This window comes from Streptomyces sp. DT224 (genome assembly GCF_049844595.1).
GTDB lineage: Bacteria > Actinomycetota > Actinomycetes > Streptomycetales > Streptomycetaceae > Streptomyces.
Genome location: NZ_JBNCLI010000009.1, coordinates 338870 through 352452, shown reverse-complemented (window position 1 = coordinate 352452; position 13583 = coordinate 338870). Strand labels below are relative to the sequence as shown.

The window sequence follows — 13583 nt, the reverse complement described above, 5'->3', positions numbered from 1 at the left end:
GGGCTGATATCGATCACGGCTCAGGACCCCGCGTTGACGTTGGCGAAGACGACGGCGGCGACCGCCAGAACCAGGGAACCGGCCAGAGTCGCGCTGAGGTAGGTCTGCACGTTGCCGGTCTGGGCGCGGCGGACGGCCGTGCCGAGCCAGCGTGCGCCGGTGGCGGAGCCGCGTACGTAGGTCTCGACGACCTCGCGGTCCAGGAAGCGGACGAGGCGGGCCGCGGCCTGGACGGGGCGGACGAACAGCGCCGCGTACAGGGCGTCGAGGTGGAAGCCGGTGGCCGCGTGGCGGTGGAGGGGGCCGAGCAGCAGGCGTCCGGGGTCGGCGGGGTCGGGGGCGTCCCCGGCCGGGCCGTAGGCGGCGGTGCGGGCCTCGATGGCCTCGATCTCCACGAGGGCCGGCTCCGCGTCCGGGTGGGCGACGACCGAGCCCATGGGGACGCGGGCGGCGAGCGCGGTGGTGTGGCGCCAGGCCCCGTAGGTGACCAGTCCGCCGACGAGGCCGACGCCGGTGGACAGGACGGCGGTGGTCAGCGAGGGGACGAGGCGGTGTCCGTCGAACCAGTCGCCGATGACGCCGACGCTCAGCCCGAGGGCGATGGTCGGGACGGCCAGCACCCAGAGGACGGCCGTCATGGCGGCGGGCTGCCTGCCGTGGTCGGGGGCCTCGGCACCCCGGCCCCGGAAGGCGAGGAGCCAGAGCCGGGTGGCGTAGGCGGCGGTGAGCAGGGCGGCCAGCAGCCCGGCGACGAGGACCGTCCAGCCGGCGGCGGCCGGGGCGACGTGCCGGTCGCCGAGCGCGGTGTGCTCGGCGGCGACGAGGACGGCTTCCTTGGAGAAGAAGCCGGCGAACGGGGGGATGGCGGCGAGCGCGAGCAGCGCGACGGTCATCGTCCAGTAGGCGTCCGGGACGCGGCGGGCGAGGCCGCCCATCCGGGACATGGCGGCCAGTGAGTTGGTGCCGGCGGCGTGGATGACGACGCCGGCCGCGAGGAAGAGGACCGCCTTGAAGGCACCGTGCGAGACGAGGTGGAAGACGGCGGCCCCCCGGTCGCCGACGGCCAGGGCGCCCGACATGTAGCCGAGCTGCCCGATGGTCGAGTAGGCGAGGACGCGCTTGATGTCGTCCTGGGCGAGCGCGGCGAGCCCGGACCCGATCATCGTGACGGCCGCCATCACGGCGAGGACCACCAGGGCCGCGCCGGATTCGGCGAAGACGGGGAGGAGGCGGGCGACGAAGTAGACGCCGGCGGCGACCATCGTCGCCGCGTGGATCAGCGCCGAGACGGGGGTGGGGCCGGCCATGGCGTCGGGCAGCCAGGTGTGCAGGGGGAACTGCGCGGACTTGCCCGCGACCCCGGCCAGGAGGAGGAGCGCGATGAGCGTCGGGTGATCGAGGCCGCCGTGGGCGACGGCCCCCAGGACGCGGGTGATACGGAAGGAGCCGGTGTCGGCGGCGAGCGCGAACAGGCCGATGAGGAAGGGGACGTCGCCCAGCTTGGTGACCAGGAACGCCTTCAGGGACGCGGCGCGCGCCTCGGGCGTCTCCCAGTAGTGGCCGACCAGGAAGTACGAGCAGATGCCCATGACCTCCCAGCCGACCAGCAGCACCATCAGGTCGCCGGAGTAGACGACGAGCAGCATCGCGGAGGTGAAGAGGGAGACCAGCGCCGCGTACGAGGGGTAGCGCGGGTCGTCGCGGAGGTACGCGGTCGAGTAGATCTGCACGCAGCTCGCGACGAGGGCGACCAGCACGGCGACGAGGACGGCGAAGCCGTCGAGGTGCAGCGCGAGGTCGATGGGGACGGAGCCGGTGGGGGTGAGCTGGGTCGCCGCGTCGATGGCCCGGCCGCCGCCCTGGCGCGCGGCGACGGTGGCGGCGAGGACGAGCGAGACGAGGGAGGGCAGTACGGCGAGCGGGCGCACGTACTCGGGCGCGGTGCGGCCGATGAGCAGACCGGCGGCGGCGCCCAGGAACGGGAGGAGGGGGACGAGGACGGCGAGGGTCGTGGTGGTCACGGGGTGGCCTCAGCCTTCTTTGCCTTCCCTGCCGCAGCAGTGGCCTGGTCTTCGGGGTCGGTGAGGGCGTCGGCGGGGGCGTCGCCCTCGTCGTCGCCTGCCGGGACGGTCTCGGCCTCGTCGGTCTCCGCGGTGTCGCGGAGGCGGTCGACCTCGGAGCTGCCCCGGTTGCGGTACACGGCGAGGACGATCGCCAGGCCGATGCCGATCTCCGCCGCCGCGATGGCGATGGTGAACAGCGTGAGGGCCTGGCCGGAGTGGAGGCGGTCGCGGAGCCAGACGTCGAACGCGACCAGGTTGAGGTTGACGGCGTTGAGCATCAGCTCGACGGACATCAGGACGAGGATCGCGTTGCGACGGGCGAGGACTCCGTACAGCCCGGTGCAGAAGAGGAGGGCGGCGAGCACCGCGGGATAGGCGAGGTGCATCAGCGCGCGTCCTCTCGGGGCGGGGTGGCGCCGGCCCGGTCCGCTGCCCGGCCGCCCTTGCGGGAGAGGACGATCGCGCCGACCAGGGCGGCGAGCAGCAGGACGGAGAGCGCTTCGAAGGGCAGCACCCAGTTGCGGAAGAGGAAGGAGCCGGTGGCCTTCGTGGAGCCCTGGGCGGGCCCGTCCAGCTCGATCCAGGTCGTCCGGAAGGCGTCCACGACGACCCAGACCAGGGTGCCGGCGGAGGCGGCGGCCACCGTGAGCGCGGCCCAGCGGTTCTCCGAGTCGGCGTCCGGGGAGCGGCCGATGGGGGCCCTGGTGAGCATCAGGCCGAACAGGAGGAGGACGACGACGGAACCCACGTAGATCAGTACCTGCACCCAGGCGATGAACTCCGCCGTGAGCAGGAGGTACTCGACGGCGAGGCCGCCGAGCGCCACGATCAGCCAGAGGGCGGCGTGCACCAGCTGCCTGGTCGTGACGGTCACCAGGGCGGCGCCGAGGGTGGCGATGCCGACGAGGACGAAGGCGATCTCCACGCCGGTCGGGGAGAGGAAGCCGGGGGCCGCCGAGGCGGCCGCGAGGGCGGTGATCACTCGTTGCCCTCCCGCGTCGTGTCGTCCTGTGCCTGCTGCGCCGCTTCCGCCTCCTGCTGGGCCCGGAGCTTGTCGGCCGTCTTGCGGGCCGCTGCGAGCTCCTTCGGTTCCTCGGCGCGCGGGTCGAGCGCGGGCGGTTCCGGGACCGTCCACATCCAGTCGCGCAGCTTGTCGCGCTCATGGGTGAGGTCCAGGATGTCCGTCTCCGCGTACTCGAACTCCGGCGACCAGAACAGCGCGTCGAACGGGCACACCTCGATGCAGATGCCGCAGTACATGCAGAGCGAGAAGTCGATCGCGAAGCGGTCGAGCACGTTGCGGCTGCGTTCGCGGCCGCCCGGGGCCGCGGCCGGCACCGTCTCCTTGTGGGAGTCGATGTAGATGCACCAGTCGGGGCACTCGCGGGCGCACAGCATGCAGACCGTGCAGTTCTCCTCGAACAGCGCGATCACGCCGCGCGAGCGGGGCGGCAGTTCGGGCTGCACGTCGGGGTACTGGGCGGTGACGGTCTTCCTCGTCATCGTCCGCAGGGTGACGGCGAGGCCCTTGGCCAGACCTGAGCCGGGGATCGGGGGCACTAGTTGATCGCCACCTTCACGATGCCGGTGAGCGCGATCTGCGCGAGAGCGAGCGGGATGAGGGTCGTCCAGGCGAGCTTCTGCAGCTGGTCCTCGCGCAGGCGCGGGTAGCTCACGCGCAGCCAGATCACGACGAACGCGAGGATGCCGGTCTTCAGCAGGGTCCAGACCCAGCCGAGTCCGTCGGCGCCCAGCGGGCCGTGCCAGCCGCCGAGGAACAGGACCGTGGTCAGCCCGCACAGCACGACGATGCCGGCGTACTCCGCGAGCAGGAACAGCGCGAAGCGGAGGCCGGTGTACTCGGTGTACGCGCCGAAGATGATCTCCGAGTCGGCGACCGGCATGTCGAACGGGGGGCGCTGGAGTTCGGCGAGTCCGGCCACGAAGAAGACCAGGGCGCCGATGATCTGCCACGGCAGCCACCACCACGCGAACGCGTCGAGGATGCCGGGCAGCGAGACCGTACCCGCCGCCATCGCCACCGAGGCGGCGGCGAGCAGCATCGGCAGCTCGTACGCGAGGAGTTGCGCGGCGGTGCGGAGGCCGCCGAGCAGGGAGAACTTGTTGGCCGACGCCCAGCCGGCCATCAGCGAACCGAGTACGCCCACACCCATGACGGCGAGCACGAAGAAGATGCCCGCGTCGACGGCCTGGCCGACCGCGCCCTCGCCGGGGCCGATCGGGATCGCGACCAGGACGAGCAGGTACGGGAGGAGGGCTACGGCCGGCGCCAGGCGGAAGACCCTGCGGTCGGCGCCGGCGGGGACGATGTCCTCCTTCTGGGCGAACTTGACGCCGTCGGCGACGAGCTGGGCCCAGCCGTGGAAGCCGCCCGCGTACATGGGGCCCAGGCGCCCCTGCATGTGGGCCATGACCTTGTGTTCGGTCTGGCCCACGACGAGGGGGAGGACCATGAAGACGGCGAAGACGATGACGATGCGGAGGGCGACGTCCAGGGCGTCGGTCACTCTTGATCGCCTCCGTTGTCGGGGGTGGGGTTGTCGGGTCGGGCCGGGGGCCGGGTCTCCTGCGCGTTGTGCCACGGGGCGTCCCGCGTCTCCCGCGCCCCCGGCTCACGCTGGCTCGCCGAGCCCTGGGACGCGCTGCGGCTGCGGCGCGGGCGGGGGGCGGGTGCCTCCGGCGCGGAGCCGGGCGTCGCGTCGCCCGCCGTGCGGGTGCGCCTCGCCGGGCGGGACGGGGCCGGCGGGAGCTGGCCCTTGAGGGGGCCCCACTCGTTCGGGTCCGGGACGCCCGGCGGGAGCATGGTGCGGCGCTTCGGGCCGCCGTGGTCCGACTCGCCCGGTTCCTTCGCGCCCGGCCATGCCTTCGCGACGCGGGCGGCCAGGACGAAGTCCTTGCGGAGGGGGTGGCCCTCGAAGTTCTCGGGGAGGAGGAGGGGGACCAGGTTGGGGTGGTCCTCGAAGACGACGCCGAACATCTCGTGCGTCTCGCGTTCGTGCCAGGCGGCCCCCGCGTACACACCGATCGCCGTCGGCAGGACCGGGGCCTCGTGCGGCACCGTGGTCCTGAGCAGCAACCGCCGTACACCGCACCCGGCGGACGGCAGCGCCGCCACGTGCGCGCACACCCGGAAGCCCGTGCCCGGTTCGTCCACCGCGCTCAGCCAGTCGAAGTACGTGCAGCCGAGGGTGGACCGGGCGGTTTCGAGTGCGGTGATCCACGCGGCGGGCGGGACGTCGACCGTCAGCAGGTCGTACGCCTGTTCGGCGGTGGCGTCCTCGCCGAAGACCTCGGTCACCGCGTCCGGGAGGCGGTCGAAGAGGGTCACTTCCCGTCCCCCTTCACCAGGCCGCTGCGCAGCGCCTCCGTCGACGGGCGGCCGCCGACGGCATCCGCGTAACGCTCGCCCAGCGACTCGCGCGCGATCTTCTCCTGGAGCTTCAGGATGCCCTGGAGCAGCGCCTCGGGCCGGGGCGGGCAGCCGGGGACGTAGACGTCGACGGGGATGATCTGGTCGACGCCCTTGGTCACGGAGTACGAGTCCCAGTACGGGCCGCCGCAGTTGGAGCAGGCGCCGAAGGAGATGACGTACTTGGGCTCGGGCATCTGCTCGTACAGGCGTTTGACCGCCGGGGCCATCTTGTCCGTCACCGTGCCGGAGACGATCATGAGGTCGGCCTGGCGCGGGCCCGGCGCGAAGGGGATCACGCCGAGCCGGATGAAGTCGTGACGCGCCATGGAGGCGGCGATGAATTCGATGGCGCAGCAGGCGAGTCCGAAGTTGAAGACCCAGAGGCTGTAGCGGCGGCCCCAGTTGAGGACCACCTTCATCGGTTCCGGTGCGAGCCGGGACAGGACGCCCAGGCGCTTGGGTTCCGGGAGGAACGTGGGTACGGCGGCGGGTTCGTCCGCCGCCCCGGCCGACGACGGGCTCGTCACGTCCATTCGAGGACGCCCTTCTTCCATGCGTAGAGCAGTCCCACGGCCAGGAAACCGAGGAAGATGAACATTTCCACCAGCGTGGTCGCGCCGTAGCCCGGCGCCGCGAAGACCGTCGCCCAGGGGAAGAGGAAGATCGAGTCGACGGCGAAGATCACGTACAGGAAGGCGTACACGTAGTAGCGGACCTGGGTGTGCGCCCAGCCCTCCCCCACCGGGTCCACGCCGCACTCGTACGTCAGCAGCTTCTCCGGCGTCGGGACCACGGGCCGCAGCAGCCGGCCCGCGCCGAACGCGACGGCGACGAACAGGACGCCGACCAGGGCGAGCAGTCCGACCACCGAGTAGCTGTGGAAGTAGTCCGACGACGCGAGCACCGTCCGCGCCGGTGTCGATGCCGCACCGGGAAGACCCGTCACGTCCGCCCCTCGCTCCCTGGCCCCGTCCGAAGCCCCGTCCGAAGCCCCGTCCACGATCTGTACGCACGGGAGTCTAGGCCCTGTAAAGGACGGGTAAGCAGTTGCGTCCGGCTACGGTCGAGGACCGGGAGAGGTACGGGTGGGGCGCACGGGTAGGGATATCCCTACTTCACCTCACCCACGAGCCCCATGGCATCCGCCTCACGCGCCCGGCAGGCTGGGGATATGACCATGAGCCCCCAGGTGCCCGCCCACGACGGGCCGCCTCCCGTCCGCTTCGCCTTCGGCCGGTGGACGTGGAAGGAGGTCGCGCACCTCCTCGCCAACCTGCCGATGGCGATCATCGGATTCGTTTACACGGTGTTGATGATCGCGATCGGCGTGGGCCTCGCGGTCACCGTCGTCGGTCTGCCGCTGCTGGCCGCCGGGCTCCAGGGCTCCCGGCTGATCGGGCGCGCCGAGCGCGCCCGCGCCCGCCGGCTGCTGGGCGTCCGGATCGAGGAGCCGAGCCCGCTTGCCCGGGGCCGCGAGGACGACGGGTTCTTCGCGTGGCTGTGGACCGGCCTGCGCGACCCGGTCGCCTGGCGGGCGGCGCTGTACTCGTTCATACGGCTCCCGTGGGGCATCCTCACCTTCGTCGTGACGCTCGTCTGCCTCGTCGTGTGGCCGGCGCTCCCCTATACGGCCCGCCTGATGGGCAACGCGGACCGGGCCATGGTGCGCGGGCTGCTCTCCCCCTCCGACGACCTGGAGCGCCGTATCGCGGAGCTGGAGTCGGACCGGGGCGTGGTGGTCGACACGGCCGCCGCGGACCTGCGCCGCATCGAGCGCGACCTCCACGACGGGGCGCAGGCCCGGCTCGTCGCCCTCGCGATGGGGCTCGGCCTGGCCAAGGAGAAGCTGACGGACGACCCGGAGGCCGCCGCCCGCATGGTGGACGAGGCGCACGGCGAGGTGAAGGTCGCCCTCCAGGAACTGCGCGACCTCGCCCGGGGCATCCACCCCGCCGTCCTCACCGACCGCGGCCTCGACGCCGCCCTCTCCGCGATCGCCTCGCGCTGCACCGTGCCCGTCACCGTGCGGGTGGAGCTTCCGGGGCGCCCGGCGCAGGCCATCGAGGGCATCGCGTACTTCACCGTCTCCGAACTCCTCCAGAACGTCAGCAAGCACAGCGGGGCCCGGACCGCGTCCGTCGACGTGTGGCGCTCCGGCGACCGGCTGCTCATCCAGGTCGGCGACGACGGGCGGGGCGGGGCCTCCATGGACGGCGGCACGGGCATGGCGGGGCTGGCCGAGCGGCTGGACGCCGTGGACGGGGTCTTCGTACTCGAATCGCCCGCCGGCGGCCCGACGACCGTCACGGCGGAGCTGCCGTGGCGCGACCGGGGAGCCGAGAAAAGCGCACAGCGCGTCAAGGGGTAGGGAAAACCCCCGCTCCGAGACGGCGACCGTCCTCATGGTGCGGCGGCCCACCACCCAGCACCCTTGAAGTACAGAACGCACGCACCTTCACCCACGCGCCACAAGAAACGGACGGAACCCCATGGCCACGGCATACGGACCGGACACACGGGACCCTCAGCGGTCGGGAAGCGGCCTCGGGAACCGTCCCGCGCGGCGGCACGTCCTGCCGGCCGCGCTGCGGGCGCCGCTGGAGGGCAGGACCTGGCGCGAGTTCCTCTATCTCATGCTGAGCCTGCCGATCAGCATCGTGCTGTTCGTCTTCGCGATCACCATGGTCTCGCTGGGCGCGGGCCTGCTCGTCACCTTCCTGGGCATTCCGGTGCTGGCCGCGGGCCTGGTCATGTGCCGGGGCTTCGGGATGCTGGAGCGGACCCGGGCGCGGGCGCTGCTGCGGCTGGACGTGGCCGATCCGGCGCCGGTGCGCGGCCGCAAGGGCGGGCTGATGTCCTGGGTCGGCGCGGTCCTGAAGAGCGGGGTGTCCTGGCGCCACCTGCTGTACGCGCTGCTGCACTTCCCGTGGGCGGTCTTCGCGTTCTGCGTGGCGCTGACGTTCCAGGCGTGGGGCTGGGCGGCGCTCACCTACCCGCTGTGGCACTGGTTCGTGCCCTCGCACACCGGCGTCTCGGGCATCCAGCTGTACGGGGACGCCCAACACGAGGTCTACCTCGACTCGGGCTTCGATCTCGCGCTGACCGCCGGCCTCGGCCTGGGCGTCGTCCTCCTGACCCCCTGGGTGATCCGGGGCCTGGCGACCGTGGACCGGCTGCTGGTGGCGGGGCTGCTGAGCCCGTCCCGGCTGGCGGAGCGCGTCACGGAGCTGGAGTCCGACCGCGGTGTCGTCGTGGACACGGCCGCCGCGGACCTGCGCCGCATCGAGCGCGACCTCCACGACGGGGCACAGGCCCGCCTCGTCGCCCTCGCCATGGACCTCGGCCTCGCCAAGGAGAAGCTGACCGACGACCCGGAGGCCGCCGCCCGCATGGTGGACGAGGCGCACGGCGAGGTGAAGGTCGCCCTCCAGGAGCTCCGCGACCTCGCCCGGGGCATCCACCCCGCCGTCCTCACCGACCGCGGCCTCGACGCCGCCCTCTCCGCGATCGCCTCGCGCTGCACCGTCCCCGTCACCGTGGAGGTGGACCTGCCGTCCCGGCCCGCGCAGGCCATCGAGGGCATCGCGTACTTCACCGTCTCCGAACTCCTCCAGAACGTCAGCAAGCACAGCGGGGCCCGGACCGCGTCCGTCGACGTGTGGCGCACCGAGGACCGGCTCCTGCTCCAGGTGACCGACGACGGGCGCGGCGGCGCCGACCCGGCCTCGGGCAGCGGGCTCGCCGGGCTCACCGAGCGGCTGGACGCCGTCGACGGCGTCCTGGTGGTCGACTCCCCGGTGGGCGGCCCGACGAAGGTCACCGCGGAGCTGCCCTGGCGCGGCTGACCGCGGATCCACGGCACGGCACCTTCGAGGTCAACCCCCCGCACGCTCGCGACGTCCATGCCGTTACTGGGATGCTGGACGGCGTACAGGCCGTGCCGGCGAGCGAGCAGTGGGGGAAACAGCGTCGTGGAGGACAGGGTGCGCGTGGTCATCGCCGAGGATTCGGTACTGCTCCGGGAGGGACTGACCCGATTGCTGACCGATCTGGGGCATGACGTCGTCGCGGGCGTCGGGGACGCGGAGGCGCTGATCAAGACGATCGGGGACCTCGCCGGGCAGGGCGCGCTGCCGGACGTGGTGGTCGCGGACGTGCGGATGCCGCCGACCCACACCGACGAGGGCGTCCGGGCGGCGGTGCGGCTGCGCCGGGACTACCCGGGGATCGGGGTGCTCGTCCTGTCGCAGTACGTGGAGGAGCAGTACGCCACCGAGCTGCTGGCCGGGTCCAGCCGGGGCGTCGGGTATCTGCTGAAGGACCGGGTCGCCGAGGTCCGGGAGTTCGTGGACGCGGTGGTCCGGGTGGCGCAGGGCGGTACCGCGCTGGACCCCGAGGTGGTGGCACAGCTGCTGGGCCGCAGCCGCAAGCAGGACGTGCTGGCCGGGCTGACGCCGCGTGAGCGTGAGGTGCTGGGCCTGATGGCGGAGGGGCGTACGAACTCCGCGGTGGCCAAGCAGCTGGTGGTGAGCGACGGGGCGGTCGAGAAGCACGTCAGCAACATCTTCCAGAAGCTGGGCCTGGCCCCGAGCGAGGGCGACCACCGCCGGGTGCTGGCGGTACTGACGTATCTGAACTCCTGACGTGTCCAAGCTCCTGACGTACCCGAACTCCTGACGCTTCCGGACCCCGACGCGGCGCGCCCGGCCCGCGCGCGTGCCCGCGCGAGCCGGGCGGCTGCTGGATCATGACCGGCAACGCCCGGAAACGTCTCGGCGTCCCCCCTTACGCCAACGTGCCGAAATGCGTCTCATATTGCCGTCCATCATGTGATCTGCCGGAGGAAGGCGACCCTTACGGACGTAGGGTGGGCGGGGGACCTCCGGCGGGCCGGACGGTTCCGAGCCGCCGTGCCGAGGGAGGTCCAGTAAGTGACCAGCCAGGTCAGTAGCCCAGCCGAGCAGGCCGACGAGGCCAGTGAGGCGCTCGTAGGGGGACAGCGTGCCCCCCAGTCCGCAGCCGCGGGAAACGGTGAGAAGGAAGTCCGCCGTCTGGACCGGGTGATCATCCGCTTCGCGGGTGACTCGGGCGACGGCATGCAGCTCACGGGTGACCGGTTCACCTCGGAGACGGCGTCCTTCGGGAACGACCTCTCCACGCTGCCGAACTTCCCCGCCGAGATCCGCGCCCCCGCGGGCACCCTGCCGGGGGTCTCGTCGTTCCAGCTGCACTTCGCCGACCACGACATCCTGACCCCGGGTGACGCGCCGAACGTGCTGGTCGCGATGAACCCGGCGGCGCTGAAGGCGAACATCGCCGATGTGCCGCGCGGGGCCGAGATCATCGTGAACACCGATGAGTTCACGAAGCGGCCGATGGCGAAGGTCGGGTACGAGACCAATCCGCTGGAGGACGGCTCGCTGGAGGCGTACAACGTCCATCCGGTGCCGCTGACCACGCTCACGATCGAGGCGCTGAAGGAGTTCGGGCTCTCCCGCAAGGAGGCCGAGCGCTCGAAGAACATGTTCGCGCTCGGGCTGCTGTCCTGGATGTACCACCGGCCGACCGAGGGCACCGAGGCGTTCCTGCGGGCGAAGTTCGCCAAGAAGCCGCAGATCGCCGAGGCGAACGTGGTCGCGTACCGGGCCGGGTGGAACTTCGGCGAGACGACGGAGGACTTCGCCGTCAGCTACGAGGTGGCGCCCGCCTCGCAGGCGTTCCCCGCCGGCACGTACCGGAACATCTCGGGGAACCTCGCCCTCGCCTACGGGCTGATCGCCGCGGGCCGCCAGGCCGATCTGCCGGTCTATCTCGGCTCCTACCCGATCACCCCGGCCTCGGACATCCTGCACGAGCTGAGCCGGCACAAGAACTTCGGCGTGCGCACCTTCCAGGCCGAGGACGAGATCGCGGGCATCGGTGCCGCGCTGGGCGCCGCGTTCGGCGGTTCGCTCGCCGTGACGACGACGTCCGGGCCCGGTGTGGCGTTGAAGTCGGAGACCATCGGGCTGGCCGTCTCGCTCGAACTGCCGCTGCTCATCGTGGACATCCAGCGCGGCGGCCCGTCGACCGGGCTGCCCACCAAGACCGAGCAGGCGGACCTGCTCCAGGCGATGTACGGGCGCAACGGCGAGGCCCCGGTGCCGATCGTGGCCCCGCGCACCCCGGCCGACTGCTTCGACGCCGCGCTGGACGCGGCCCGCATCGCCCTGACCTACCGCACCCCGGTCTTCCTGCTCTCCGACGGCTACCTGGCCAACGGCTCCGAGCCCTGGCGCGTCCCGGAGCTCGACCAGCTCCCGGACCTGCGCGTCCGGTTCGCGGGCGGCCCGAACCACGAACTGGCCGACGGCACCGAGGTGTTCTGGCCGTACAAGCGCGACCCGCAGACGCTGGCGCGCCCGTGGGCGGTCCCGGGCACGCCCGGCCTCGAACACCGCATCGGCGGCATCGAGAAGCAGGACGGCACCGGCAACATCTCGTACGACCCGGCCAACCACGACTTCATGGTCCGCACCCGGCAGGCCAAGGTGGACGGCATCGAGGTCCCGGACGTGGAGGTGGACGATCCCGCGGAGGCCCGCACGCTGGTGCTGGGCTGGGGCTCGACGTACGGCCCCATCACCGCGGCCGTGCGCCGGCTGCGCGCCTCGGGGCGCTCCATCGCCCAGGCCCATCTGCGCCACATCAACCCGTTCCCGCGGAATCTGGGCGAGGTCCTGAAGCGTTACGACAAGGTGGTCGTGCCCGAGATGAACCTCGGTCAGCTGGCCACGCTCATCCGCGCCAAGTACCTGGTGGACGCGCACAGTTACAACCAGGTCAACGGCATGCCGTTCAAGGCCGAGCAGCTCGCGGCAGCTCTTGAGGAGGCCATCGATGCCTGAGACGAACGAACTGCTCCAGCTCGTGCCCAAGGCCGAGGCGAAGCAGTCCATGAAGGACTTCAAGTCGGACCAGGAAGTGCGCTGGTGCCCCGGCTGCGGTGACTACGCGGTCCTCGCCGCCGTGCAGGGCTTCATGCCCGACCTCGGTCTGGCGAAGGAGAACATCGTCTTCATCTCCGGCATCGGCTGCTCCTCGCGTTTCCCGTACTACATGAACACGTACGGGATGCACTCGATCCACGGCCGCGCCCCGTCGATCGCGACCGGTCTGGCCACCTCGCGGCGGGACCTGTCGGTGTGGGTCGTCACCGGGGACGGCGACGCGCTGTCCATCGGCGGCAACCACCTGATCCACGCGCTGCGCCGCAACGTGAACCTCAAGATCCTGCTGTTCAACAACCGGATCTACGGGCTGACCAAGGGCCAGTACTCCCCCACCTCCGAGCTGGGCAAGATCACCAAGTCGACGCCGATGGGCTCGCTGGACGCCCCGTTCAACCCGGTGTCGCTGGCGATCGGTGCGGAGGCGTCGTTCGTCGCCCGGACCGTCGACTCGGACCGCAAGCACCTCACGAGCGTGCTGCGGGCCGCCGCCGACCACCCCGGCACGGCGCTGGTGGAGATCTACCAGAACTGCAACATCTTCAACGACGGCGCGTTCGAGGTCCTGAAGGACAAGGACCAGGCGCAGGAGGCGGTGATCCGCCTGGAGCACGGGCAGCCGATCGTCTTCGGCGCGGATGGCTCGAAGGGCGTCGTACGGGACCCGCTGACCGGCGACCTCCAGGTCGTCGCGGTCACCGAGGAGAACGCGTCGCGGATCCTCGTCCACGACGCGCACGCCCCGAGCCCGACGACGGCGTTCGCGCTGTCCCGGCTCGCCGACGCGGACACCCTGCACCACACCCCGATCGGGGTGCTGCGCAGCGTGGAGCGGCCGGTGTACGACACGGCGATGGCCGAGCAACTGGACACGGCCGTGGAGCGGCACGGCAAGGGCGACCTGGCCGCACTGCTCGCCGGGAACGACAACTGGACGGTGGTCGGCTGACGCCGGTCCCCCGATACGCGCGAGCGCGCCGGACCTGCCCCTCTCGGGCGGGACCGGCGCGCTCTCGCATGTCCGGGCCCATACGCTTTCTTTTAGTTAGCGCATTCCGTAAGGTGGTGTGAGAACGAAGCGACCGAACGAGGAGAAAA

General features: G+C 71.7%; 13 protein-coding genes. 5 read left to right on the top strand and 8 right to left on the bottom strand.

What is annotated here, in order from left to right; all coding sequences use genetic code 11:
* Positions 1–20 precede the first annotated feature (20 nt).
* Genes ACLQ2N_RS24230 through ACLQ2N_RS24195 form a run of 8 tightly spaced genes read right to left on the bottom strand, consistent with a single transcriptional unit; the run spans position 21 to position 6442 of the window.
* A complete protein-coding gene (locus ACLQ2N_RS24230) occupies positions 21–2021 on the bottom strand; it encodes an NADH-quinone oxidoreductase subunit L (RefSeq protein ID WP_425816234.1) in 2001 nt (666 codons plus the stop codon).
* Positions 2018–2449, bottom strand: coding sequence for an NADH-quinone oxidoreductase subunit NuoK (gene nuoK, locus ACLQ2N_RS24225; protein WP_425816233.1), 432 nt, complete (start codon positions 2447–2449; stop codon positions 2018–2020). Before nuoK ends, ACLQ2N_RS24230 begins: the two co-directional genes overlap by 4 nt.
* Positions 2449–3045, bottom strand: coding sequence for an NADH-quinone oxidoreductase subunit J family protein (locus ACLQ2N_RS24220; protein WP_425816232.1), 597 nt, complete (start codon positions 3043–3045; stop codon positions 2449–2451). The genes nuoK and ACLQ2N_RS24220 overlap by 1 nt, the downstream gene beginning before the upstream one ends.
* Positions 3042–3623: a NuoI/complex I 23 kDa subunit family protein gene (locus ACLQ2N_RS24215; RefSeq protein WP_425816231.1), complete on the bottom strand. Its 582-nt coding sequence runs from the start codon at positions 3621–3623 to the stop codon at positions 3042–3044. The genes ACLQ2N_RS24220 and ACLQ2N_RS24215 overlap by 4 nt, the downstream gene beginning before the upstream one ends.
* Positions 3623–4591 carry a complex I subunit 1/NuoH family protein gene (locus tag ACLQ2N_RS24210; RefSeq protein WP_425816230.1) on the bottom strand — a complete coding sequence of 323 codons (969 nt, stop codon included), beginning with the start codon at positions 4589–4591 and terminating at the stop codon, positions 3623–3625. Before ACLQ2N_RS24210 ends, ACLQ2N_RS24215 begins: the two co-directional genes overlap by 1 nt.
* A complete protein-coding gene (locus tag ACLQ2N_RS24205; RefSeq protein WP_425816229.1) occupies positions 4588–5412 on the bottom strand; it encodes an NADH-quinone oxidoreductase subunit C in 825 nt (274 codons plus the stop codon). Before ACLQ2N_RS24205 ends, ACLQ2N_RS24210 begins: the two co-directional genes overlap by 4 nt.
* Entirely contained in the window at positions 5409–6029 is a 621-nt protein-coding gene (locus ACLQ2N_RS24200; RefSeq protein ID WP_425816228.1) for an NADH-quinone oxidoreductase subunit B, read from the bottom strand. The genes ACLQ2N_RS24205 and ACLQ2N_RS24200 overlap by 4 nt, the downstream gene beginning before the upstream one ends.
* Complete coding sequence (locus ACLQ2N_RS24195) at positions 6020–6442, bottom strand: NADH-quinone oxidoreductase subunit A (RefSeq protein WP_376455720.1); 423 nt, start codon at positions 6440–6442, stop codon at positions 6020–6022. The genes ACLQ2N_RS24200 and ACLQ2N_RS24195 overlap by 10 nt, the downstream gene beginning before the upstream one ends.
* Positions 6443–6667: 225 nt before the next feature.
* Between ACLQ2N_RS24195 and ACLQ2N_RS24190 the strand changes: the two genes are divergently transcribed.
* The 5 genes from ACLQ2N_RS24190 to ACLQ2N_RS24170 all read left to right on the top strand — a co-directional run bounded on the left by ACLQ2N_RS24190 (position 6668) and on the right by ACLQ2N_RS24170 (position 13434).
* Positions 6668–7864, top strand: a complete 1197-nt coding sequence (locus ACLQ2N_RS24190; protein WP_425816227.1) for a sensor histidine kinase — start codon at positions 6668–6670, stop codon at positions 7862–7864.
* Between the two features lie 121 nt (positions 7865–7985).
* Entirely contained in the window at positions 7986–9341 is a 1356-nt protein-coding gene (locus tag ACLQ2N_RS24185; RefSeq protein WP_425816226.1) for a sensor histidine kinase, read from the top strand.
* Between the two features lie 138 nt (positions 9342–9479).
* Complete coding sequence (locus ACLQ2N_RS24180; RefSeq protein ID WP_306061034.1) at positions 9480–10139, top strand: response regulator transcription factor; 660 nt, start codon at positions 9480–9482, stop codon at positions 10137–10139.
* A gap of 288 nt (positions 10140–10427) precedes the next feature.
* Positions 10428–12383 carry a 2-oxoacid:acceptor oxidoreductase subunit alpha gene (locus tag ACLQ2N_RS24175; protein WP_425816225.1) on the top strand — a complete coding sequence of 652 codons (1956 nt, stop codon included), beginning with the start codon at positions 10428–10430 and terminating at the stop codon, positions 12381–12383.
* Positions 12376–13434: a 2-oxoacid:ferredoxin oxidoreductase subunit beta gene (locus ACLQ2N_RS24170; protein WP_425816224.1), complete on the top strand. Its 1059-nt coding sequence runs from the start codon at positions 12376–12378 to the stop codon at positions 13432–13434. Before ACLQ2N_RS24175 ends, ACLQ2N_RS24170 begins: the two co-directional genes overlap by 8 nt.
* Positions 13435–13583 lie beyond the last annotated feature (149 nt).

Bases quoted from the DNA above. Each gene is read 5' to 3' on its own strand.
- nuoK (WP_425816233.1), bottom strand. From the start codon at position 2,449: ATGCACCTCGCCTATCCCGCGGTGCTCGCCGCCCTCCTCTTCTGCACC.
- ACLQ2N_RS24200 (WP_425816228.1), bottom strand. From the start codon at position 6,029: ATGGACGTGACGAGCCCGTCGTCGGCCGGGGCGGCGGACGAACCCGCC.
- ACLQ2N_RS24190 (WP_425816227.1), top strand. From the start codon at position 6,668: ATGACCATGAGCCCCCAGGTGCCCGCCCACGACGGGCCGCCTCCCGTC.
- ACLQ2N_RS24185 (WP_425816226.1), top strand. From the start codon at position 7,986: ATGGCCACGGCATACGGACCGGACACACGGGACCCTCAGCGGTCGGGA.
- ACLQ2N_RS24170 (WP_425816224.1), top strand. From the start codon at position 12,376: ATGCCTGAGACGAACGAACTGCTCCAGCTCGTGCCCAAGGCCGAGGCG.